Annotated in this window: 23 protein-coding genes; 4 read left to right on the top strand and 19 right to left on the bottom strand. The window is 72.9% G+C overall.

Features of this window, described 5'->3' with window-relative positions:
* Positions 1 to 10: 10 nt before the first annotated feature.
* The gene (locus MFF56_RS02960; RefSeq protein WP_066920747.1) at positions 11 to 946 is read right to left on the bottom strand and encodes an AEC family transporter; all 936 of its coding nucleotides are present in this window, start codon (positions 944 to 946) and stop codon (positions 11 to 13) included.
* A 116-nt stretch (positions 947 to 1,062) separates the two neighbouring features.
* On the opposite strand from MFF56_RS02960, the gene MFF56_RS02955 reads away from it, so the two are divergent.
* Together MFF56_RS02955 and MFF56_RS02950 are read left to right on the top strand one after the other, a co-directional pair.
* Positions 1,063 to 2,925, top strand: a complete 1,863-nt coding sequence (locus MFF56_RS02955; RefSeq protein ID WP_066920743.1) for an ABC-F family ATP-binding cassette domain-containing protein — start codon at positions 1,063 to 1,065, stop codon at positions 2,923 to 2,925.
* A 69-nt stretch (positions 2,926 to 2,994) separates the two neighbouring features.
* Positions 2,995 to 4,011, top strand: coding sequence for an alpha/beta fold hydrolase (locus MFF56_RS02950; RefSeq protein WP_066920741.1), 1,017 nt, complete (start codon positions 2,995 to 2,997; stop codon positions 4,009 to 4,011).
* Positions 4,012 to 4,015: 4 nt separating this feature from the next.
* Here MFF56_RS02950 and MFF56_RS02945 read toward each other — a convergent pair whose 3' ends face one another.
* Positions 4,016 to 4,267, bottom strand: coding sequence for a hypothetical protein (locus tag MFF56_RS02945; protein ID WP_066920740.1), 252 nt, complete (start codon positions 4,265 to 4,267; stop codon positions 4,016 to 4,018).
* A gap of 377 nt (positions 4,268 to 4,644) precedes the next feature.
* Here MFF56_RS02945 and MFF56_RS02940 point away from each other — a divergent pair, with 377 nt between their 5' ends.
* Positions 4,645 to 5,553, top strand: a complete 909-nt coding sequence (locus MFF56_RS02940; RefSeq protein WP_066920738.1) for an alpha/beta fold hydrolase — start codon at positions 4,645 to 4,647, stop codon at positions 5,551 to 5,553.
* A 43-nt stretch (positions 5,554 to 5,596) separates the two neighbouring features.
* On the opposite strand, the gene rsmD is transcribed toward MFF56_RS02940, so the two are convergent.
* From rsmD to MFF56_RS02910, 6 genes are all read right to left on the bottom strand, one after another.
* Entirely contained in the window at positions 5,597 to 6,157 is a 561-nt protein-coding gene (gene rsmD / locus MFF56_RS02935; protein WP_066920736.1) for a 16S rRNA (guanine(966)-N(2))-methyltransferase RsmD, read from the bottom strand.
* Positions 6,154 to 8,127 carry a pseudouridine synthase gene (locus tag MFF56_RS02930; protein WP_066920734.1) on the bottom strand — a complete coding sequence of 658 codons (1,974 nt, stop codon included), beginning with the start codon at positions 8,125 to 8,127 and terminating at the stop codon, positions 6,154 to 6,156. The genes rsmD and MFF56_RS02930 overlap by 4 nt, the downstream gene beginning before the upstream one ends.
* Before the next feature lie 41 nt (positions 8,128 to 8,168).
* Complete coding sequence (locus MFF56_RS02925) at positions 8,169 to 9,341, bottom strand: hypothetical protein (RefSeq protein WP_066920732.1); 1,173 nt, start codon at positions 9,339 to 9,341, stop codon at positions 8,169 to 8,171.
* On the bottom strand, positions 9,338 to 9,961 hold the full coding sequence (locus tag MFF56_RS02920; RefSeq protein WP_238229392.1) for a LysE family translocator: 624 nt from the start codon (positions 9,959 to 9,961) through the stop codon (positions 9,338 to 9,340). Before MFF56_RS02920 ends, MFF56_RS02925 begins: the two co-directional genes overlap by 4 nt.
* Before the next feature lie 117 nt (positions 9,962 to 10,078).
* Complete coding sequence (locus tag MFF56_RS02915) at positions 10,079 to 10,255, bottom strand: DUF1328 domain-containing protein (RefSeq protein WP_082772855.1); 177 nt, start codon at positions 10,253 to 10,255, stop codon at positions 10,079 to 10,081.
* A gap of 60 nt (positions 10,256 to 10,315) precedes the next feature.
* A complete protein-coding gene (locus MFF56_RS02910; protein ID WP_066918968.1) occupies positions 10,316 to 10,510 on the bottom strand; it encodes a CsbD family protein in 195 nt (64 codons plus the stop codon).
* A 137-nt stretch (positions 10,511 to 10,647) separates the two neighbouring features.
* Between MFF56_RS02910 and MFF56_RS02905 the strand changes: the two genes are divergently transcribed.
* On the top strand, positions 10,648 to 11,118 hold the full coding sequence (locus MFF56_RS02905) for a nucleoside deaminase (RefSeq protein ID WP_066918970.1): 471 nt from the start codon (positions 10,648 to 10,650) through the stop codon (positions 11,116 to 11,118).
* Between the two features lie 24 nt (positions 11,119 to 11,142).
* Here MFF56_RS02905 and MFF56_RS02900 read toward each other — a convergent pair whose 3' ends face one another.
* The 11 genes from MFF56_RS02900 to MFF56_RS02860 form a co-directional block, all read right to left on the bottom strand.
* A complete protein-coding gene (locus MFF56_RS02900) occupies positions 11,143 to 11,568 on the bottom strand; it encodes a helix-turn-helix domain-containing protein (RefSeq protein WP_066918966.1) in 426 nt (141 codons plus the stop codon).
* Between the two features lie 235 nt (positions 11,569 to 11,803).
* Positions 11,804 to 13,774, bottom strand: a complete 1,971-nt coding sequence (gene mutL / locus MFF56_RS02895) for a DNA mismatch repair endonuclease MutL (protein WP_238229391.1) — start codon at positions 13,772 to 13,774, stop codon at positions 11,804 to 11,806.
* A 49-nt stretch (positions 13,775 to 13,823) separates the two neighbouring features.
* Positions 13,824 to 14,210, bottom strand: a complete 387-nt coding sequence (gene crcB, locus MFF56_RS02890) for a fluoride efflux transporter CrcB (protein WP_238229390.1) — start codon at positions 14,208 to 14,210, stop codon at positions 13,824 to 13,826.
* Between the two features lie 121 nt (positions 14,211 to 14,331).
* Positions 14,332 to 14,685: a hypothetical protein gene (locus tag MFF56_RS02885; RefSeq protein ID WP_066926437.1), complete on the bottom strand. Its 354-nt coding sequence runs from the start codon at positions 14,683 to 14,685 to the stop codon at positions 14,332 to 14,334.
* Between the two features lie 346 nt (positions 14,686 to 15,031).
* Positions 15,032 to 16,228: an acetyl-CoA C-acyltransferase gene (locus MFF56_RS02880; protein ID WP_066922604.1), complete on the bottom strand. Its 1,197-nt coding sequence runs from the start codon at positions 16,226 to 16,228 to the stop codon at positions 15,032 to 15,034.
* A gap of 30 nt (positions 16,229 to 16,258) precedes the next feature.
* Positions 16,259 to 17,017 carry an SDR family NAD(P)-dependent oxidoreductase gene (locus MFF56_RS02875; protein WP_066922602.1) on the bottom strand — a complete coding sequence of 253 codons (759 nt, stop codon included), beginning with the start codon at positions 17,015 to 17,017 and terminating at the stop codon, positions 16,259 to 16,261.
* Positions 17,018 to 17,037: 20 nt separating this feature from the next.
* Positions 17,038 to 17,166 carry a hypothetical protein gene (locus MFF56_RS32060; protein WP_280949078.1) on the bottom strand — a complete coding sequence of 43 codons (129 nt, stop codon included), beginning with the start codon at positions 17,164 to 17,166 and terminating at the stop codon, positions 17,038 to 17,040.
* A gap of 93 nt (positions 17,167 to 17,259) precedes the next feature.
* A complete protein-coding gene (locus MFF56_RS32055) occupies positions 17,260 to 17,391 on the bottom strand; it encodes a hypothetical protein (RefSeq protein ID WP_280949077.1) in 132 nt (43 codons plus the stop codon).
* A complete protein-coding gene (locus MFF56_RS02870; RefSeq protein ID WP_066922600.1) occupies positions 17,388 to 18,386 on the bottom strand; it encodes a branched-chain amino acid ABC transporter permease in 999 nt (332 codons plus the stop codon). Before MFF56_RS02870 ends, MFF56_RS32055 begins: the two co-directional genes overlap by 4 nt.
* 23 nt (positions 18,387 to 18,409) lie before the next feature.
* Positions 18,410 to 19,297, bottom strand: a complete 888-nt coding sequence (locus MFF56_RS02865; RefSeq protein ID WP_066922598.1) for a branched-chain amino acid ABC transporter permease — start codon at positions 19,295 to 19,297, stop codon at positions 18,410 to 18,412.
* Between the two features lie 57 nt (positions 19,298 to 19,354).
* Positions 19,355 to 20,560, bottom strand: coding sequence for an ABC transporter substrate-binding protein (locus MFF56_RS02860; RefSeq protein WP_238229389.1), 1,206 nt, complete (start codon positions 20,558 to 20,560; stop codon positions 19,355 to 19,357).
* Between the last annotated feature and the right edge of the window lie 45 nt (positions 20,561 to 20,605).

Raw genomic sequence — 20,605 nt, 5'->3', positions numbered from 1 at the left:
GCAGCCCCGCTCAGGTCAGACCCGCGAGGGCGACGAGGCCGATCATCACCAGCGGCAGCAGGGCCGCTGCCAGCACGGTCTGGGTCGCCGTGATGCCGGCCATCAGGGGCGCATCGCCGCCGAGCTGGCGCGCCATGATGTAGGCCGACGAGGCGGTCGGCAGCGCCTGGAACAGCAGCGCCGTCACCGCGGCCGGGCCGCTGAGCCCGAGCGCGAGGCAGGCGAGCACCGTCGCTGCCGGCATCAGCCCGAACTTGAACAGGGAGGCCGCCGCCACGGGCCGGATCCAGGCCCGCGCCGTGCCGAAATCGAGCGCCGCCCCGACGCAGAGCAGGCCGAGCGGCAGGGAGGCCAGGCCCAGAGCCTTCAGGGCGGGCTCGAGGCCCGGCGGCAGGGGAACGTGCGCCGCCTGCAGGACGATGCCGCCGAGGCTGCCGAGCACCAGCGGGTTGAGGGCGAGCTGCCGCAGGATCATGCCGGGCCGCGCCCGCTCGGCAGTGCCGTAGCGGGCGAAGATCAGCACGCAGAGCACGTTGACGGTCGGCACGATCGCGGCGTTGGCCACCGCTGCCAGCGCGACGCCCTGCGCCCCGTAGAGCCCCGCCGCCGCCGAGACGCCCACGTAGTTGTTGAAGCGGATGCCGCCCTGGAACACCGAGGTGAAGGCCGCCCCGTCGATCCGGAACAGCGGGCGCGCGGCGACGAGCACCCCCGCGACGCACGCCGTCGAGAGCACCAATACGGCGGCGAGTTCGAGGACGGGCACGCCGTCGAGGCGCGCCGTGGCGAGGCCGTGCACGAGCAGGCTCGGCAGGAGCACGTAGTAGGCGAGCCGCTCCGCCTGCGGCCAGAAGGCGGGCGCCAGGAAACCCCAACGTCTCAGGCCGGCGCCGAGGCCGATCAGGAGCGCGATCGGCACGAGCGCCGCGAGAATCGTCAGGGTCATGGCGCGCGGTATACCGGCCCGCGCCGCCGCGGGAAGCGCGGCCGCCATGCGCCGGTGACACCGCCCGCCCGCGCGTCCCCTTGCAACCGCACCCGGCCCCGGCCAGAACGCGGGCCATGCTGCGCGTCAACGACCTCACCTACCGCATCGGCGATCGCGTCATCCTGGACGGGGCGAGCTTCACCATCCCCGAGGGCGCGCGGGTCGGCCTCGTCGGGCGCAACGGCGCCGGCAAGACCACCCTGTTCCGGGCGATCCTCGGCGACCTGCCGACGGACGACAAGGCGATCGGCATGCCGAAGGGCATGCGCATCGGCGCGGTCGCGCAGGAGGCGCCGGCCGGCCCCGAGACCCTGCACGCGGTGGTGCTCGCCGCCGACACCGAGCGCGCCCGCCTGATGCGGGAGGCCGAGACCGCGGACGGGATCCGCCGGGCCGAGATCGAGACCCGGCTGGTCGATATCGGCGCCCACTCCGCCCCGGCCCGCGCGGCCGCGATTCTGCACGGCCTCGGCTTCGACGCGGCGGCGCAGGCCCGACCCTGCGCGGACTTCTCCGGCGGCTGGCGCATGCGCGTGGCGCTCGCCGCCGTGCTGTTCTCCGAGCCCGACCTGCTGCTCCTCGACGAGCCGACCAACTACCTCGACATCGAGGGCACGCTCTGGCTCTACGACTACCTGCAGAGCTATCCGCGCACCGCGATCATCATCAGCCACGACCGCGACCTCTTGGACGAGAGCGTGGACCACATCCTCCACCTCGACCGCGGCAAGCTCACGATCTACCGCGGCGGCTACACCAGCTTCGCGCGCCAGCTCGCCGAGAAGCGCGTGCTCCAGGCCAAGGCCAAGGCCAAGCAGGACGTCGAGCGCGCCCATCTCCAGAGCTTCATCGACCGCTTCAAGGCCAAGGCCACCAAGGCGCGGCAGGCTCAGTCGCGCATGAAGCGGCTCGCCAAGATGGAGCCGATCGCCGCCTTGATCGAGGACGACGTGCCGGTGATCCACCTGCCGAGCCCGGAGAAGCCGCTCTCGCCGCCGATCGTCGCGATGGAGCGGGTGCAGGCGGGCTACGCCGACCGGATCGTGCTCTCGGGGCTGAACCTCAGCCTCGCGCCCGACGACCGGGTGGCGCTCTTGGGCGCCAACGGCAACGGCAAATCGACCTTCTGCAAGCTGATCGGCGGGCGCCTGCCCCCGCTCACGGGCCAGGTGAAGCGCTCCTCCAAGATGGATGTCGCCTACTTCGCCCAGCACCAGCTCGACGAACTCAGGCCCGCCGAGAGCGCGGTCGCGCATGTGCGCACCCTGATGCCCGGCGAGCCGGAGGCCAAGGTGCGCTCGGCCGCCGCCCGCCTCGGCTTCGGCGCCGCCAAGGCCGACACTCCGGTGCAGCAGCTCTCGGGCGGCGAGAAGGCGCGCCTGCTGATGGGGCTCGCGGCATTCCGCGGGCCGCACCTCCTGATCCTCGACGAGCCGACCAACCACCTCGACATCGAGAGCCGGCAGGCGCTCGTCGAGGCGATCAACGACTACGAGGGCGCCGTCATTCTGGTGAGCCACGACCGCTTCCTGGTCGAGGCCTGCGCCGACCGGCTCTGGCTGGTCTCCGACGGCACGGTGAAGACCTTCGACGGCGACATGGACGATTACCGCCGCCTCGTGCTGGCCGGCCCCGAGCGGGAGGAGCGCGACGCGGAGGGCACCGGCGGCAAGCAGGCCGAGGCCCGCCGCGCGGGCGTCGAGCGCCGCGCCGCGCTCGCGCCGCTCCGCAAGCGCCTGGAGGGTGTCGAGGCCCGCATGACCAAGCTCACGGCCGCCATCGCCAAGATCGACGCGGCGCTCGAGGACGGTACCGCCTTCCGCGAGAACGCTGCCAAGGCCGGCGAGATCGCCCGCATGCGCGCCGAGGCCGCCGACGCGCTCGCCCTGGCGGAAGAGGAGTGGCTGAACCTGAGCGCCGAGATCGAGGCGGCGTGATCCGCCGCAACGGGGTCGCGGCCGCAGCGTTGTCGCCCGAGACGAGCGAGACGGCGGAACGGGACGGGCATGGCACGGCGACCCCACAGCATCGGACCGGTCCTGGCGCGGGGCGCCGCGAAAGGGCTCGGCATCGCGGCTCTCGGCGGGGCGGCGGCCTGGCTTGCCTGGAGCCGGCTCGCCGTGCCGCATCGGGTTCCGCTCCACCCGGCCCTACCCGGCCGCCGCGAGGACCTCGATACCGCCCGCGCCGGCCGCGTGTCGTTCTACGGGGACGACGCAGCTGCCGGGGTGCCGCTGCTCCTCGTCCACTCGATCAACGCGGCAGCGAGCGCCTACGAGGTGCGCCCGCTCTACGGGGTCTACCGGCGCGAGCGCCCGGTCTACGCCCTCGACCTGCCGGGCTTCGGCTTCTCGGAGCGGTCCCGGCGCGCCTACACGCCGGGCCTGATGGTCGAGGCGATCCACGCGGCGGCCGGCGAGATTCGGCGTCGGCACGGCGGCGTGCGGATCGACGCGCTGGGGCTATCGCTCTCCTGCGCCTACCTCGCCCGCGCGGCGCTGGAGCGGGCGCAGGACTACCGCAGCCTTGCGCTGATCAGCCCGGCGGGCTTCGACGCGCGGCTCTCGGGCCGCGGAGCTCCCGACGGAGACCGGCGCCGCCCGACGACGCGGGCGCTCCTCGACGCGCCGCCGCACGGCCGGGCGCTCTTCGACGCGCTGACCAGCCGGCCGAGCCTGCGTTTCTTCCTGGAGAAGACCTGGGGCTCGCCGGAGATCGACGAGGGGCTGCTCGACTACGATTACGCCACGACGCACCAGCCGGGCGCGGAGCACGCCCCGTTCAGCTTCGTGTCCGGCTACCTGTTCCCGACCGACACGACCCGGCTCTACGAGGCGCTCTGGCTACCGGTGCTGATGCTGCACGGGGAGCGGGGCGACTTCGTCGATTACAGGGATGCGCCGCGCTTCGCCGCCCGGCCGAACTGGCAGATCGCGGCGCTGCCGACCGGCGCCTTCCCGCATTTCGAGCGGCTCGGTGAGGTCCGCGCCCGCTACGACGCCTTCCTGGCCGAGCTGGCCTGAGGGGTCAGTTCGCGAGGGCGCTGGCCGAGCGGGAGCGCGGCGCGATCTGCCGCGGGCCGCCCATCAGGGCGTCGAGACGGCTCATCCGGGCCGTGAAACCCTCCGAGGCGGCGATCGCCGCCCGGCTCGGCGGCTTTGCCGCCTGCTGCGCCGATGGCTTGGCAGGGTGCAACTCGCGGGCGGTGGCCAGCGTCGGGAGTGCGACGAGGCCGGCGAGCAGGCCGGCGAGTGCGACGGCGCGACGATGCGATGACATGACCGCGATCCTGTCTCCAACGGCGGGGCGGAGCACGCCACGCCCGATTGCGGCCAAGCTAGGTTCGGTCATCGCTGCAATCTGTGCGGTGCGGCACATCGCGCATCCCACCCGCCCGTTGTGCCGGGCGGCGCGGACCGCTTACGCTGGCACAGTCCGGGCCGGTGCATAGGCCGGCGCAGAGGGTAGAACGCGGAGGTGGGCATGTCGCCGGAACTCAGGGAATCGCGCGCGGCCCTGATCCTGCTCGCGGTCGCCGTCGTCTCGGTGCTGGCCTTCGGGGCGTTCACCCTGCTCACGCAGATCGGCTGAGTCGGCACGGAGCCCGCCACGCCCGGCCGCGTTGACGATGTCGCGACGCGGGAGATCACGAGCACATGGACGGCGCCGATCTGTTTCCGGGCTTCGAGGCGCTCTGGCTCGAGGCGCCCTGGGGCAAGGCCTTCGCGCGGGCCGGCGGGCCCGAAGAGGCGCCGCCGCTTCTCCTGCTCCACGGCTTTCCCGAGAGTCACGCGATGTGGCACCGGATCGCGCCCGACCTCGCCCGCGACCACCGGGTGCTCTGTCTCGACCTCAAGGGCTACGGCTGGTCGGCCGCGCCAACGGGCGACCCGGCGCACGAGGCCTACGCCAAGCGCACGCTCGGCCGGGAGATCGTGGCTCTGATGGAGCGGGTCGGCCACGTCCACTTCGCTGTCGCTGGGCACGACCGCGGCGCGCGGGTCGCCTACCGCCTCGCCCTGGACGACCCCGGCCGGGTCTCGCGGCTGATGCTCGTCGATATCGTGCCGACCTCGGTGCAGTGGGAGCGCATCGCGAGCCGGCCCGGCATGAACCCGCACTGGCGCTTCCTGGCCGAGCCGGCCCCCGGCCCCGAGCAGAAGATCGCGGCCGGGCCCGACGCCTACTTCGAGGACTTGCTGAAGGCGTGGGCGGCGGAGCACGACCTCGGAGCCTTCGACTCTCGCGCGCTCGACCTCTACCGGCAGGCCTGGAACGTGCCGGACCGGATCCACGCCATGTGCGAGGATTACCGGGCCGGCGCCGGCCCGGACCGCGCCGCCGACGAGGCCGACATCGCGGCGGGCCGGACGCTCGCCATGCCGGTGCTGGTCCTGTCGAGCCGCGACTATCTCGACAAGGACAAGTCGGAGACCGCGCTGGAAGCGTGGCGGCGCACCCTTGCGCCGAACGCGGTCGGCGCATCAATCGCGGGCGGGCACTTCCTTCCGGAGGAGAATGCGGAAGAGACGCTGCGGGCGATGCGTGATTTTCTGACGGGCTGAAGATCGTCGTCCGTTCTCCCGCGCGGTGGCGATGGAGCGAGCCTTAGGGCGTTCCGAAGCGTCCGAGCACCACGGCCGTCTCGCCGTAGCTGCGCCGCTCGAGTTCTTGGAAACCCTCGGGCAGCGTCACGGCGGCGGAACCTGACTCTTCCACGACGACCAGCGCGTTCGGCGCAAGCCAACCGCCCGCGGCGGCGCTCGCCAGTGCCGTGGGCGCGAGGTTGCGGCCGTAGGGCGGATCGCAGAAGACGAGGCCGTAGGGCGCCCCGGGCCCCATCGGGCCGAGCTTCGTCGCGTCGCGCCGGAACAGGCGGGTCGTGCCCTCCGCCCCGAAGGTCTCGATGTTGGAGCGGATCACACCCCGCGCTTCGGTACCCTCATCGACGAGGAGCGCGTAGGCGGCACCGCGCGACAGGGCTTCGAAGCTCAGGGCTCCGGTGCCGGCGAAGAGGTCGAGCACCCGCGCGCCCGGTACGGGGTCGTCGTGGGCGTGGGCCAGCACGTTGAACAACGCCTCGCGCAGCCGGTCCGATGTCGGGCGGATCGCGTCCGTGCGGGGCGTGGCGAGGCGTCGGCCGCGCCAAGCCCCGCCGACGATCCTCACCGGTCCCCGCGCGGCGGCCGGCCCCCCGGACGCCCTCCGCCGCCGGGCCTGCCGCCCGCACCGGCCGGACGCCCGCCACCGGGCTTGCCGCCACCCTTGAAGCCGCCCGACCGGGCGCCGCCTTCGCTGCGTCCGCCGAAGCCCCCGGGCTTGGCCCCGCCCTTGAAGCCCGCGGGCCTGTCGCCGCCCGGCCTATCGCCGAACTTGCCGCTACCGGGCTTTCCAGCACCGAACTTTCCAGCACCGAACTTGCCGCCGCCCGGGCGGGCGCCGGCACCCTTATCCCCGAAGCCGCGACCCTGAGGCCGCTCAGCTCCCGTGAACCGGCCCTCGGCACGCGGCGCGCGCTCGCCGCGCGGCCGTTCCGCACCCTCCGCCCGGGGGGCGCGCTCGGGGCGCGCCGGCCGGTCGGTCCGCGCCGCTCGGTCGGGACGCGGAGCGCGATCCGGGCGCGGAGCGCGGTCGGGGTGGGCTGCCCGCTCGCCGCGGGCCTCGTCGCGCGGGTAGCGCTGCGGACGTGCCTCCGCGCGGGGCGCGCCCGCCTCGTCCGAACGGGCGTAGCGCCCGCGCCGCTTCGGCGCCTCGGGAGCCGGCTCCTGAGGGCTGGGGCCCAGACGCTCGACCAGCACGCGCCGCTCGCCGCTCTTGATGGCGCCGACGCGCTCGCGTCCGCGCTCGGCAGCGGCCGCGCGCTCGATCTTCGGGTCGGCGCCGCGGCGGGGAGGACGGCCGGGCCGCTGGGCCTCGCCCTCGTCGGCCCGCCAGACCGAGCGGCGCGGGCCCGGGCCCATGCCGCCGGTCGGCACGCGCTCGGGCGTCGCCTGGCGCGCGGGCCGGTCCGGGCGCTCGCCGCGATCCTCGCGGCACGGACGCTCGCCCCGCGCATCGTCGCGGCTCCGGCGCTCGGGACGGCCCTCCTGGCGACCGCCCTCCTGCTGCTGCGGGGTCTCCTTCTGCTTCGGCGAGCCGAAGGGCGCGATCGGCTCGCGCACCGGGCTCTCGAAATCGACGCCGGCCTGCTCGGCCAGCGTCTTGCCGAGCTGCTCCTTCAGCACCTTCGTGCGGATCTCCTCGGTCAGCCCCATCTCGAGGTCGCCGAGTTGGAAGGGGCCGAAGGAGAGCCGGATCAGCCGGTTCACCTGGAGACCCAGATGTTCGAGGATGCGCTTGACCTCGCGGTTCTTGCCCTCGCGCAGGCCCATCGTGATCCAGAGGTTGTCGCCCTGGACCCGGTCGAGCGTCGCCTCGACGGGGCCGTACTCCATCCCGTCGATGGTCACGCCCTTGCGCAGCCGGTCGAGCTGCGCCTGGTCCGTGTCGCCGTGGGCGCGCACGCGGTAGCGGCGCAGCCAGCCCGTGTCCGGGTGGGCGATGACCTTGGCCAGCCCGCCGTCGTTCGTGAGCAGCAGCAGGCCCTCGGTGTTGATGTCGAGCCGGCCGATCGCCACGACCCGGGGCATGTCCTCCGGCAATGCCTCGAACACGGTCTGGCGCCCCTCGGGGTCGCGCGCCGTGGTGACGAGGCCGCGGGGCTTGTGGAAGATCCAGAGTCGTGTCCGCTCGCGCTCCGGCAAAGGCTCGCCGTCGATGAGGATGCGGTCGGATTCCGTGACGTTCACGGCCGGCGAATCGAGCACCTGCCCGTTGAGGCTGACGCGGCCCGCCGCGATCATCGCCTCGACGTCCCGCCGCGAGGCGATGCCGGCGCGCGCGATCGCCTTGGCGATCCGCTCGCCCTCGAAGGCGCTCTCCTCGGGAGCCGCGGACGGAGGCGCCTTCGTGGCCGGCTCCGGCGCGCGGCGGCGCAGGGGGGCGTCGCCGCCCACGCGCTCCGCCCGCGCGTCGCGGGCCTTGGGCCGCCGATCGGGGTCCGGCTTCTGGGTGTTGGCGTCGGTCGCGGGCGTCCAGGCCTGTGCGGACGGCTCGTCGGCCCGCCCGTCGCGGCCGCTCTCGGATGAATTGTCGCTCATGGGCCAAGCCCATAACAGAGGCCGACCCGGCGCGCGAGACGTCAGATACGGCCCCGCGCACGACCTCGCAGCCTGGCCAGCCAGGATCCGAGGCCGGTCGCGGGCCGGATGCCGGGCTCCGGGTCCGGCGGCGGCAGCGGTCCCTCGTCGAGGCGCCAGCCCGTCGACCAGAACCGCTGGCCGCGGGGCGCGCGGGCGACGAGCCCGATGCGGATCCGCTCGCGCTCGTCCGGGATTCGCGCCGAGACCCAGATCCGCTGCCACGCGCCGCGGCGCGCGAGGTCGGCCCCGGTGCAGGCGAGCCGCTCGTAGTCGATCGCCGCGAAGAGCGCCTCGCCCGCGAAGCTCTTCGGCAACCAGATCCAGGCCGAGAACGTGTGGACCGGTCCGTGCGGTAGGGCCCGGGCATCGCAATCCTGCCGGAACGAGGAGATCTCCGCCCCGCGCGCGGTGTGCGCGCGCAGGCCGGGGAACGTCCGCACGGGCAGCGCCGAGGGGCGCACCGGCTCGGGACTTTGCCCGCGGCAGAGCCGTTCGGCGCTGTCGCAGAGGAGGAGCCAGGGCTCGAGATCGACGTCCCAGGCCTCCTCCTGGGGGGCGAACCGGCGGACATGTCCCTCCAGGATGCCGTCCCCGACCCAGCGGGCCGGTTCGGGCTTCCAGTCCGGGCCGGCCGCCGCGACGCGCAGCAGCCTGGACGGGCCGTGCCGCCGGATCGCCCGGACCAAGCGCTCGAGATCGGCCGGGTCGTCCGCGCTCCCGACCTTGCGCACGAGGATCTTCGAGCCCTGGCCGAGTTCCTCCAGCATCCGCCGCTTCAGGTGGGCGACGCGGCCGTATTCGCGCTCCAAGAGCGCCGCAGGATCGACGGCGCCGACCGTCTGCGCCGTGTTCGACCAGATCCCGTAGCGGCGGCTCGCGCAGTAGTAGGTCCCGCTCTCGGCCTCGGCGAGGTGAAGGTCGCCCGGCGCGCCGAACTCCGAGAGGTCGGTGTCGAGCGCGTGGATCAGGTCCGGGAGCGGCGTGTAGGAGAAGCGCAGCAGCCCCGAGGGCTCCGCGCCGCCGTAGCGCTGCACGAAGCCGAACTCGCAATTGCCGCCGAGGCTGCGGAAGGCGTGCAGGCGCGCGGCGATGTCGCCGCCCCGTGCAGGGCCGTCCTCCTCCTGCGGGCCTTCGAGGTCGCGGATCCGGGCGGAGTCGAGGGTTCGGCTCACGGGCGCCCGCCCAGCAACGCGGCGCCGAAGCCGAGGAAGATCGCTCCCGTCGCCCGATCGAACAGGCGCCGCGCGCCGGGCCGGACCAGCAACCGGGCGATCCGCCGGCCGCCGATCCCGTAGACGCCGTACCAGAGCGCCTCCGCCGCCGCGAAGGTGAGGATCAGCACGACGAATTGCGGCGCCTGCGCGCGAGCCGGATCGATGAATTGCGGCAGGAAGGCCGCCACGAACATCAGGAGCTTCGGGTTGCTCACCCCGATCAGGAAGCCGCCGCGGAACAGGCCTGCGGCGGCGGGTGCGGGCGCGAGGCCCGTGGCGGGATCGGCGGCCGCGCCCCCGCCGCGCCAGGACCGGATCCCCGCCCAGGTGAGATAGGCCACCCCCGCGTAGCGTAGACCCTCGAACAGCAGCGGCGAGGCCGCCAGAACCGCACCGAGGCCGGCGGCGGCCGCGAGCAGCACAAGAACGAGGCCCGACAGGCAGCCGGCCATCGCGAAGACGCTCGGCCCCAGCCCGTAGCGCGCGCTGCGGGTCATCACGTGCAGCATGTTCGGGCCGGGCGTTCCCGAGAGCAGGAAGACCGCGCCGAGGAAGAGCCACCACGTCTGGAGCGTCATGCCCGCCTGATAGCGCGGGCGCGCGCCGGCCTCAAATCACGGTTCCCCGCATGCAAAGAGGCGGCCCGGTCGGGCCGCCTCTCGGATTGTCTCAATTTCGGTCCCGTGATGCCGGGGTCAGAGCCTCGGCGCACGACCCCGCATCACGCCGAACACGGCGGAGATGAGGAAGAGGGCGATCGCGACGAAGAATACGATCTTGGCCGCCTCCATGGCGGTGCCCGCGATCCCGCCAAAGCCGAGCAGGGCTGCGACGAGTGCGACGACGAGGAAGGTAACGGCCCAACCGATCATGGTAATCTCCGGTGCTTGTTCTGCGTTCTGTCTCGACTGTTCGCGCGGAGCGCGGACGTCTCAGAGCTTGCCGCCGACGGCGTCCTTCACCGTGTCCTTGGCTTCGCCGACACCGCGCTGGGCGGTGCCCTTCAGCTCCTGCGCCTTGCCCTCGGCCTTAAGGCGATCGTTGTCGGTGAGGTTGCCGATGCCCTGCTTGGCATTGCCGACCGCCTCGTTGACGGCACCCTTGATCTTGTCGGTGGTGCTGCTCATGGCTCTGTCCTCGCGATGGTCATCTCTGCGGCTTGGCCGCTTCGGGGACAGAACGGTGAGCTCGGGGAAAGTGTTCCAGGGATCCGGTCCCGGTCCGGTTGGCGCGGCCGCGCCCGATCGTGCCTGAGGGCGCCGCGATGGCCGCGCCAACTTCCGGGCCGATCCGCTCCGATCCGCTCGATCTCGCCTTCGCGGCGGCACGCCGGGCGGCCGAGGCCGGCGAGGTGCCGGTGGGCGCGGTCGTGGTGCGCGACGGGACGGTGCTGGCCGTCGCCCACAACAGGCCGCGCGCGCTCCGCGACCCGACGGCCCACGCGGAGATCCTGGCGATTCGCGCCGCCTGCCGGGCGATCGGGGACGAGCGGCTCGTCGGCTGCGACCTCTACGTCACCCTGGAGCCGTGTCCGATGTGCGCCGGGGCGATCAGCTTCGCGCGCATCAGGCGCCTGTATTTCGGCGCGCCCGATCCGAAGGGTGGCGGCGTCGAGCACGGGCCGCGCGTGTTCGACCAGCCCACCTGCCACCACGCGCCGGAGGTCTACGGCGGCTTCCGCGAGCGCGAGGCGGCCCGCTTGCTGCGGGCGTTCTTCTCGGCGCGGCGGACCTGAGCCGCCGGCCGGACGGGCGCCTCTTCAGCGCGTGCCGTCGGCGCCGCGGGCGCGCTGGCAGATACACGCCGCCGCCTTCACCAAGGTCAGGATCTCGCGGCGCATCTCCTCGTCCGCGATCGACTCGTAGGCCTGGAGAAGCGTCAGCGCGCCGTCCTCCTGCAGGATGGCGATGCCGCTGCAGCCCCCGTCCGGGCCCTGATCCTCGCCGAAGAACACCGAGACCGGCACCCCGAGCCTGTCCGCGATCGCATGCAGCCGGCCGGCGCCGATCCGGTTCTTGCCGGTCTCATATTTCTGCACCTGCTGGAAGCTGATCCCGAGGGCATCGGCCAGCATGGTCTGGCTCATGCCGCTCGCCGAGCGCAGCAGGGCGATGCGGTTGCCGATGCTGTGATCGGTTTCCGTAGTCTGCTTCGGCTTCGCAGGCGGCGCGGAGGCTTTGGGCATGGTGACAGCACGACCCTGAGTTGAGCAAAGCACGGGAGATTGCTGATCCGGGATGTGGGCTGCCCACCAAGGCCTGCCGGTCCGTCCCAAGGCGCGAGGCTAATCTATATCAAGAACTCTGTCGGTGGTGAACAAAAAACGTTCAGTGCGGAGCCTCGGCGCGCCGCCGCCCGACGCTTCGAACCGGGATCCAGTCGTGACGATACGATAGCGTGCGGGGGCGCACACCGCGGGCTCAGCGGCGTCCGAACAGCCGCTCGATGTCGTGGAGCGCGAGCGCGACGGAGGTCGGCCTGCCGTGGTTGCACTGGCCCGCGTTCTCAGTCACCTCCATCTCGCGCAGGAGGGCGTTCATCTCCTGGGGATGCAGGCGCCGGCCGGCCCTGATCGAGCCGTGGCAGCTCATGCGCGAGAGGATCGCGTCGAGACGGCGCCCGAGCGGGCCGGTCTCGGCCGCAGGGGCGCCCCCCTCCTCGTCGCCGCTCGCCTCCAGGGCGTCGAGGATGTCGGCGACGAGCGCCCGCGGGGAGGCGCCGCGCAGGATCGCGGGCACCTCCCGCACCAGGACCGCGCCCGGGCCGAACGCCTCGATCGTGAGGCCGAGCCGCTCCAGGTCGGGGGCCGCCGCCACGAGGCGCTCCGCCGCATCGGGACCGAGCTCGACCACGTCCGGGATCAGCAGGCCCTGGCGCGCGATGCCGCCGGCCGCGCGCTCGCGCTTGAGCCGTTCGTAGACGAGGCGCTCGTGCGCCGCGTGCTGATCGACGATGACGATGCCGGTGCGGGTCTGGGCGACGATGTAGGTCTCGTGGAGCTGGGCCCTGGCGGCGCCGAGCGGGAAGTCGAGGGCGTCCTCGCCCTCCGGATCCGGCGCGAAAGCCGCGGCCTGGGGGGCGAAGCCCGCATCGGGCGGCGTACCGGTCGGGGTCGTGCCGGGTGGGATCGGATCCGGCGGGGACGGGTCCAGCAGGGCCTGCGGAGCCTCTCCGAATCCGCCGAAGCGGCCGGTCCGGTCCCGGCCTGCGTAGCCCGGCGGCGCCGCGACGGAGGGGGCGTGCATCGGCGGCGACGTGCGCGCCGGCTGGAACAGGCCCGGCGCGCTCCCGCCGCCGTAGCTGCGCAACGCCGGCGCCGCCGCGGCCGGCCGCAGCGCTTCGAGGGCGCGGGCAGCGCCCGTCGTCGCCGAGCGCGCGCCGCCCCGGCGCAGCGCGTCGTGGATCGCGCTGACGACGAGGGCCCGCACGAGGCCGGGGTCGCGGAAGCGCACCTCCGTCTTGGCCGGGTGCACGTTGACATCGACGAGGGCGGGGTCGCAGGCGATGAACAGGCCGAGGACCGGGTGCCGGTCGGCGCTCATGGTGTCGGCGTAGGCGCCCCGCACGGCGCCGAGGAGCAGCCGGTCGCGCACCGGGCGCCCGTTGACCACGAGGTGGATGTGGTTGGCCGCGCCCCGGTGGAAGGTCGGCAGCCCGACATGCCCGCCGATCGCGAAGCCCTCGCGGACGAGATCGACCGGCAGCGCGTTCGGGGCGAACTCCTGTCCCAGCACGCCCGCGAGCCGGCGCAGGCCGGCCGCCCCGCCCTCCCCCTCCTCCGCCGGCAGGACCAGAGGCGTCCCGCCCTCGCTGCGCAGGGTGAAGCGGATCCCCGGCTGGGCCACCGCGAGACGCCGCACGATCTCGGCGACGGCCGCCGTCTCGGCCCGGTCGGACTTGAGGAACTTGAGCCGCGCCGGGGTCGCGGCGAAGAGTTCGGTGACCTCGATCCGCGTGCCGCGCTGGGCGGGGGCCGGGCGGACCTCGCCCTTGCGGCCGGAATCGACCGTCAGCGTCGCGCCCTGCGCGGCCCCGTCCGTGCGCGAGGTCAGCGTGAGCCGCGAGACCGCGCCGATCGAGGGCAACGCCTCCCCGCGGAAGCCCAGGCTGTCGATGCGGAAGAGGTCGCCGTCCGGCAGCTTCGAGGTGGCGTGGCGCTCGACCGCCAGCGCCAGATCCTCCGGCCCCATGCCGACCCCGTCGTCGATCACGCGGATCAGCCGGCGCCCGCCGCCCTCGATCGCCACCTCGATCGTCCGCGCGCCCGCATCGATCGCGTTCTCGACCAGTTCCTTCACGGCGGAGGCCGGGCGCTCCACCACCTCGCCTGCCGCGATGCGGTCGACGAGGATCGGATCGAGGCGGCGGACCGGGCGGGACGAGGCGGGCATCGAACCGAGTATAGCGCTGCCCCGCCTGCGGAGCCACGGTGCCCGGCCCTCAGGCCACCGGCAGAAGCACCCGGCTCAGGCCGAGGCCGGCGACCAAGCCGGCGAGACCGAGCCCGACCGAGGCCGCCACGTAGAGGAGGGCCGCGCCGCCCTCGCCCCGCTGCCAGAGCGCGACCGCATCGAGGGAGAAGGTCGAGAAGGTGGTGAAGCCGCCCAGGATCCCGGTGGTCAGGAACAGCCGCAGGGGCTGCGAGGCTTCGCCGCGCAGCGCGAAGGCACCGGCCAGCACGCCCATCAGGAACGATCCCGCGACGTTGATCAGCAGCGTGGCGAGCGGGAAGCCGATCGTCGGCAGGAGGCGCGCGACGGCGAGGTTCACCCCGTGGCGGACGCCCCCGCCCAGCCCGGCGCCGAGGATGACGAGGAACGCGTTCATGGCGATGTCCGGTGGCGGTCGGGCGATGGTCCGGCCGCCTTAGCGAAGGGCCCGCGCGGCTGTCAAAGCGCGCGGGCGATGCGGCAGGCTGGGTGCGGCGGCGCGTCGAGGCCCCGCATTCTCAGGCCCGGCGCGCCGCCGGGCCGCCGAGGCTGATCCGGGCCGATCCGCGCAGGCCGTGGCTCGGCGGGGCGTAGGGCCGGCGCGAGAGGTCGTGGAGCATGTTGCCGACGAGGCCGGCCGCGCGTCGCAGCGTCGCGCCCTCGCAGGTCGCCGCGATCCGGATGCCAAGCTCGTGCGTGTGGCTGCGGCCATAGAGGTAGACCGCGAGCCGCGCCCGCACGGCCTCGGGGATGCCCTCGACCAGTTCGTCCAGGGCATCCGCCTCGGCGCGGGCGATGCGGCCGAGGGTCTCCGGGGGGACGGGGCAGTCGCGGACGGGATCGTCGACGCTGAGCACGGCGGCTCGATTCATGGCGGCACCTTGGGATGAGAGGTTGCCTCGAGGGTGCCGTCGATTGGTTAACGAAGGGTAACGGATCGAGATGTCGCAAGGACAGTGGCGCGGGCGCTACAGTCTAAGCTTGGCCGTGCCGCCGCGAGCACTGAACGCGCCTCGTACCCACGCGTGTCCGGGGTCGATCAAGCCAGTCTAGAAGTTATGGGGGCGCAGGCGTGACCTGCAGGCTGCGGGCCGTGCGGGCGCGCGTCGCAGGATCCGGAGCGGGTCCCGGCATGCCGATGTGAAACGCGGCACTGCGAAGCTTGTTCCATCCGTTCCACCGAAGACGCGCGGGAACCGGTACGGCGGCGCGAGCTGCTCAGACCAGCCGCTCCAGCGCTACCGCGGTGGCCTCGCCGCCGCCGATGCAGAGGCTCGCCACGCCGTGCGTGCGCCCGTGCGTCTCCAGCGCGGCGAGCAGCGTGACGAGGATGCGCGCGCCCGAAGCGCCGATCGGGTGGCCGAGCGCGCAGGCGCCGCCATGGACGTTGACCCGCGCGTGGTCGAGGTCGAGATCGCGCATCGCCGCCATCGCCACCACCGCGAAGGCCTCGTTGATCTCCCAGAGATCGACGGCGCCCGCCTGCCAGCCGGTCCGCTCCAGAAGCTTGCGGATCGCGCCGACCGGAGCCGTGGTGAACAGGTTCGGGGCCTGGGCGTGGGTCGCGTGGCCGCGGATCGCCGCGAGCGGTCGCAGGCCGCGCCGCTCGGCCTCGGAGCGCCGCATCAGCACCAGCGCCGCGGCCCCGTCCGAGATCGACGAACTGTTGGCCGCCGTCACCGTGCCGTCGGGGCGGAAGGCGGGCCGCAGATCCGGGATCTTGTCCGGACGGGCCTTGCCGGGCTGCTCGTCCGTCGCGACCGAGCGCTCGGCCTTCCCGGTCCGCACCGTGACCGGAACGATCTCCGTCGCGAAGCGCCCCTGCGCGATCGCGGCGCGCGCCCGGCTGAGCGATTCGAGCGCGTAGGCGTCCTGCGCCGCGCGGGTGAACCCGTAGGTCCCCGCGCAATCCTCCGCGAACGTGCCCATCAGGCGGCCGCGCTCGTAGGCGTCCTCGAGCCCGTCCAGGAACATGTGGTCGCGCACCTGCCCGTGGCCCATGCGATAGCCGGCCCGCGCCCGGTCGAGCAGGTAGGGGGCGTTCGTCATGCTCTCCATGCCGCCCGCCACCGAGACCGCGACGTGTCCGAGCGCCAGCGCGTCGTGGGCGAGCATCGTGGCCTTCATGCCGGAGCCGCACATCTTGTTGACGGTGGTGGCCCCGGCCGCGAGCGGCAGGCCGGCCTTCAGCGCCGCCTGCCGGGCCGGGGCCTGCCCCTGGCCGGCCGGCAGAACGCAGCCGAAGATCACCTCCTCGACCGCCTCCGGCGCGACGCCGGACCGCTCGACCGCGGCCCGGATGGCAGCGGCGCCGAGATCGGGCGCGGCGAGGTCGGCGAAATCCCCCTGGAGTGCGCCGATCGGCGTGCGGGCCGCGCCGACGATGACGACGGGGTCGCGGGCGGGATCCTGCATGGCGTCTTCCTGTGGAGGGGGCGCGGGGGCTCAGCGCGGCGCCATTCGAAGCGCCCCATCGAGGCGGATGACCTCGCCGTTCAGCATCGGGTTCCCGATGATGTGGGCGACGAGGGCGGCGAACTCGGAGGGACGCCCGAGGCGCGGCGGGAACGGGACCGAGCGGCCGAGCGCTTCCTGCACCTCGGCCGGCAGGCCTGCCATCATCGGGGTCTCGAAGATGCCGGGCGCCACCGAGACCACCCGGATGCCGTGGGCCGCGAGGTCGCGCGCGAGCGGCAGGGTGAGGCTCGCGACGCCGCCCTTGGAGGCGGCGTAGGCCGCCTGGCCGACCTGCCCGTCGAAGGCGGCGATCGAGCTCGTCGTCACCACGACGCCGCGGGAGCCGTCCGGGTCGGGATCGCGCGCGGCCATCGCCTCGGCGGCGAGCCGGACCATGTTGAAGGTGCCGACGAGGTTCACCCGGACGGTGCGCGCGAAGGCGTCCAGGTCATGCGGACCGTTGCGCCCGAGCACCCGCGCGCCCGCGACGATGCCGGCGCAGGTGACGAGGCCGTCGAGCCCTCCGTAGACCTCCAGGGCGGTCGCGACCGCCGCGCGGCCCGCGGCCTCGTCGGCGACGTCGGTGCGCACGAAGCGGCACCCGAGAGCGGACGCGGTCTCGGCGCCCGTCTCGGCGATGTCGGCGATCACCACGCTCCCGCCCGCGGCGACGAGGTGTTCGGCCACCGCCCGACCGAGGCCGGAGGCGCCGCCGGTGACGAGGAAGACGCGCTCGGCGATCTGCATGAGGCGGGATTCCGGAGCCGTCAGCGCATCTTGGGCGCGTGGCCCCCGTAGCCGAGCCGGCGCGGCTCGCGCAGGGGCACGGCGCCGTAGCCGATGGCGACCGCGAGGGCCGGCGGGGTCACGAAGGCGGGGCTGGCGTACTCGTTCATGGGACGAGGCTCCGGAAGGCACGTCGCGCCGGGGACTGTAGGCAGATCGCGGCCGCCAGCCAACCGAGCAGTCCGAAGGACAGCCCGGCTACGCTAAGCCCCGCTGCCGAGGGTGTGGACGTTGCCCGCGAGCGGCGTCGCGATGCCGCCCGTGAGGCGCGCGGTTGCCGCTGTATCGGGCGCCGTGGCGAGGCGCTTCGTCGGCTCGTCACCGACGAGGCTCACAGCGGCCGGCCGAGCCTCCGGGCCAGGACGCCCACGATGCCCTCGCGGAACAGCAGCACGCAGAGCACGAAGACGAGGCCCTGGATCACCGTGACCCAGGCGCCGAAGGGTGCCAGGTAGGTCTCCATCGTGACGATCACCAGCGCGCCGATGATCGGGCCGAACACCGTGCCCATGCCGCCGACCAGCGTCATCAGCACCACCTCCCCCGACATCGTCCAATGCACGTCGGTGAGCGAGGCAAGCTGGAAGACGATGGCCTTGGTGGCACCGGCGAGCCCGGCCAGCGAGGCCGAGAGCACGAAGACCGCGAGCTTGTAGCGGTTGACCCGGTAGCCCAGCGAGACCGCGCGGGGCTCGTTGTCGCGGATCGCCTTCAAGACCTGCCCGAAGGGCGAGTGGATGATGCGGTAGATCGCCAGCATGCCGAGGAAGAAGATCGCGGCGACCACGGCGTAGAGCACCCGGTCGTCCGCGAGGCTGACCACACCGAACAGGTGGCCGCGCGGAACCGCCTGGATGCCGTCCTCGCCGCCCGTGAAGGGCGCCTGCAGCGAGAAGAAGAACGCCATCTGGGCGAGCGCCAGGGTGATCATCGAGAAGTAGATGCCCTGTCGCCGGATCGCGAGCGCGCCGAAGGCGAGGCCGAGTAGGCCCGCCACCAGGGTGCCGGCGAGGATCGCGAGTTCCGGTGTCAGGCCCCAGTGCTTGGCGGCGTTGGCCGCGACGTAGCTCGCCATGCCGAAATAGGCGGCATGGCCGAAAGAGAGCAGGCCGCCGTAGCCGAGCAGCAGGTTGAAGGCGAGCGCGAACAGCCCGAAGCACAGCACCTTCATCAGGAAGACCGGGTAGAGCACCAGCGGCGCCAGCGCGAGCGCCACGGCGATGCCAACGAAGACGCGGCGGTGGAGTGCCCGGTCGTCGCGGCTCTCCGGCCGCGCGGCCGCGATCGGGGCGTCGGTCACGGGTGCGGTGACGGCGGCGGTATCGGCCATGGGATCGTCTCCTTCGACCGCGATCAGGCCGTGCGGCCGAACAGGCCGGCGGGCTTCACGAGCAGCACCAGCACCATGATGACGAAGATCACGGTGGCCGATCCTTGCGGATAGAACACCTTGGTCAGACCCTCGACCAGCCCCAGGGCGAACCCGGTGATCACCGAGCCGAGGATCGAGCCCATGCCGCCGATCACCACCACGGCGAAGACCACGATGATGATGTCGGCGCCCATGTTCGGGTTGACCGAGTAGATCGGTGCCGCAAGCACGCCCGCGAAGCCGGCGAGCGCCACGCCGAAGCCGTAGGTCAGGGTCAGGAAGAGCGGCACGTTCACGCCGAAGGCCTGGACCAGCGTCGGGTTCTCGGTGGCCGCGCGGAGATAGGCACCGAGCTTCGTCTTCTCGATGACGAGCCAGGTGGCCAAGCAGACGGTCAGCGATGCCACCACCACCCAGGCCCGGTAGTTCGGCAGAAACATGAAGGGCAGGCGCTGGCCGCCGGAGAGTTCAGGCGGAATCGCGTAGGGCAGGCCCGAGACTCCGTACTGGTTGCGGAACAGGCCCTGAATGATCAGCGCAAGCCCGAAGGTGAGCAGCAGGCCGTAGAGGTGGTCGAGCTTGTACAGCCGCGCGATCAGCAGCCGCTCGAGCAGGATGCCGAACAGGCCCACCACCAGCGGGGCCAAGCCGAGCGCCCACCAGTAGCCCAGCCCCAGATAGGTGAGCAGCATCCAGGCCACGAAGGCGCCCATCATGTAGAGGGCACCGTGGGCGAAGTTGATGATGTTGAGGAGTCCGAAGATGATCGCGAGCCCAAGCGAGAGGATCGCGTAGAACGAGCCGTTGATCAGCCCCAGAAGGAGCTGGCCGAACAGGGCCTGGGTCGGCACGCCGAAGATCGTCGTCATGATGGCTCACGCGTCAGTGCGGCGCCCCGCCCGGTGCCGGGCGGGGCGAGAAGAGGATCAGCCCTTCACCAGCGGGCAGCCGCCTTCGCCGAGCGGCCGGAAGACCTCGTTGCCGGGGATGGTGGCCAGCGTCTTGTAGAGGTCCCACTCGCCCTTCGACTCGGCGGGCTTCTTCACCTCGAACAGGTACATATCGTGGATCTTGCGCCCGTCCGCGCGGATCGTGCCCTTGCCGAAGAGCGGGTCGTCGGTGGGCAGCTCCTTCATCTTGGCGACCGCCTTGGCGCCGTCCTTGGCCTCGCCTTTGAGCGCCGACACCGCCTTCAGGTAGTGGATCGTGCCCGCGTAGACGCCCGCGTGGTTGGCGGTGGGCTTGCGCCCGTTCATCTGCTTGGAGAAGCGCTCCGAGAAGGCGCGGGTGCCGTCGTTGAGGTCCCAGTAGAACGGCTCGGTCAGCACCAGCCCCTGCGCCACCTTGGTGCCGAGCGCGTGCACTTCGGAGGAGAAGACGAGGAGGCCAGCGAGCGCTTGGCCCCCCTCGGTGATGCCGAACTCGCCCGCCTGCTTGATCGCGTTGATGGTGTCGCCACCGGCGTTCGCCAGCCCGATCACCTTGGCGCCGGATCCCTGCGCCTGCAGAAGGAACGAGGAGAAGTCGGCGGTCGGGAACGGCGTCTTGACCGAGCCCACCACCTTGCCGCCGTTCTTGGTGACGACCGCGGCGGTGTCGCGCTGCAGCGTCTGGCCGAAGACGTAGTCCGCGGTGAGGAAGAACCACGTGTCGCCGCCGCGCTTCACCATGGCGCCGCCGGTGCCGTTGGCGAGCGCCACCGTGTCGTAGACCCAGTGCACCGTGTTGGGCGTGCATTGCGGCCCGGTAAGGTCGGCGGTGCCCGCGCCCGAATCGATCAGGACCTTGTTCTTCTCGCGGGTCACTTGGTTGACGGCGAGCGCCACCGAGGAGGTGACGCCGTCCACGATCACGTCCACGCCGTCGCGGTCGTACCATTGCCGGGCGATGGCCGCGCCGACGTCCGGCTTGTTCTGGTGGTCGGCGGAGACCACCTCGACCTTCACGCTCGGGTCGATCTTGGCGTAGTCCTCGACCGCGAGGCGGGCGGCGACCACCGAGCCCTCGCCGCTGATGTCGGTGTAGACGCCCGAGCGGTCGCCGAGCACGCCGACCTTGACGGCGGTCTGGGCGAGCGCCCCGCCCATGGCCAGGGCACTGATCGCGCTCGCGAATAGAACGGATCTCACCATCTGTCGTCGTCCTCCGTGTGGGCGTCCACCGTCCCGCGCCCGCGC

The organism is Methylobacterium hispanicum (assembly GCF_022179285.1).
Taxonomy (GTDB): domain Bacteria; phylum Pseudomonadota; class Alphaproteobacteria; order Rhizobiales; family Beijerinckiaceae; genus Methylobacterium; species Methylobacterium hispanicum.
The sequence above is the reverse complement of the archived record's forward strand: the minus strand, read 5'-3'. Positions and strand labels throughout refer to the sequence as shown.

Excerpts from the sequence above, each read along its gene's own strand:
- MFF56_RS02875 (WP_066922602.1), bottom strand. The coding sequence starts at position 17,017 with ATGCAGATCGCCGAGCGCGTCTTCCTCGTCACCGGCGGCGCCTCCGGC.
- MFF56_RS02900 (WP_066918966.1), bottom strand. The coding sequence starts at position 11,568 with ATGCCCAAAGCCTCCGCGCCGCCTGCGAAGCCGAAGCAGACTACGGAA.
- MFF56_RS02905 (WP_066918970.1), top strand. The coding sequence starts at position 10,648 with ATGGCCGCGCCAACTTCCGGGCCGATCCGCTCCGATCCGCTCGATCTC.
- mutL (WP_238229391.1), bottom strand. The coding sequence starts at position 13,774 with ATGCCCGCCTCGTCCCGCCCGGTCCGCCGCCTCGATCCGATCCTCGTC.
- crcB (WP_238229390.1), bottom strand. The coding sequence starts at position 14,210 with ATGAACGCGTTCCTCGTCATCCTCGGCGCCGGGCTGGGCGGGGGCGTC.
- MFF56_RS02915 (WP_082772855.1), bottom strand. The coding sequence starts at position 10,255 with ATGATCGGTTGGGCCGTTACCTTCCTCGTCGTCGCACTCGTCGCAGCC.
- MFF56_RS02880 (WP_066922604.1), bottom strand. The coding sequence starts at position 16,228 with ATGCAGGATCCCGCCCGCGACCCCGTCGTCATCGTCGGCGCGGCCCGC.
- MFF56_RS02950 (WP_066920741.1), top strand. The coding sequence starts at position 2,995 with ATGGCACGGCGACCCCACAGCATCGGACCGGTCCTGGCGCGGGGCGCC.
- MFF56_RS02920 (WP_238229392.1), bottom strand. The coding sequence starts at position 9,961 with ATGACGCTCCAGACGTGGTGGCTCTTCCTCGGCGCGGTCTTCCTGCTC.
- MFF56_RS02940 (WP_066920738.1), top strand. The coding sequence starts at position 4,645 with ATGGACGGCGCCGATCTGTTTCCGGGCTTCGAGGCGCTCTGGCTCGAG.
- MFF56_RS02860 (WP_238229389.1), bottom strand. The coding sequence starts at position 20,560 with ATGGTGAGATCCGTTCTATTCGCGAGCGCGATCAGTGCCCTGGCCATG.
- MFF56_RS02870 (WP_066922600.1), bottom strand. The coding sequence starts at position 18,386 with ATGGCCGATACCGCCGCCGTCACCGCACCCGTGACCGACGCCCCGATC.
- MFF56_RS32060 (WP_280949078.1), bottom strand. The coding sequence starts at position 17,166 with ATGAACGAGTACGCCAGCCCCGCCTTCGTGACCCCGCCGGCCCTCGCG.
- MFF56_RS02865 (WP_066922598.1), bottom strand. The coding sequence starts at position 19,297 with ATGACGACGATCTTCGGCGTGCCGACCCAGGCCCTGTTCGGCCAGCTC.
- MFF56_RS02930 (WP_066920734.1), bottom strand. The coding sequence starts at position 8,127 with ATGAGCGACAATTCATCCGAGAGCGGCCGCGACGGGCGGGCCGACGAG.
- MFF56_RS02910 (WP_066918968.1), bottom strand. The coding sequence starts at position 10,510 with ATGAGCAGCACCACCGACAAGATCAAGGGTGCCGTCAACGAGGCGGTC.
- MFF56_RS02960 (WP_066920747.1), bottom strand. The coding sequence starts at position 946 with ATGACCCTGACGATTCTCGCGGCGCTCGTGCCGATCGCGCTCCTGATC.
- MFF56_RS02955 (WP_066920743.1), top strand. The coding sequence starts at position 1,063 with ATGCTGCGCGTCAACGACCTCACCTACCGCATCGGCGATCGCGTCATC.
- MFF56_RS02885 (WP_066926437.1), bottom strand. The coding sequence starts at position 14,685 with ATGAATCGAGCCGCCGTGCTCAGCGTCGACGATCCCGTCCGCGACTGC.
- MFF56_RS02945 (WP_066920740.1), bottom strand. The coding sequence starts at position 4,267 with ATGTCATCGCATCGTCGCGCCGTCGCACTCGCCGGCCTGCTCGCCGGC.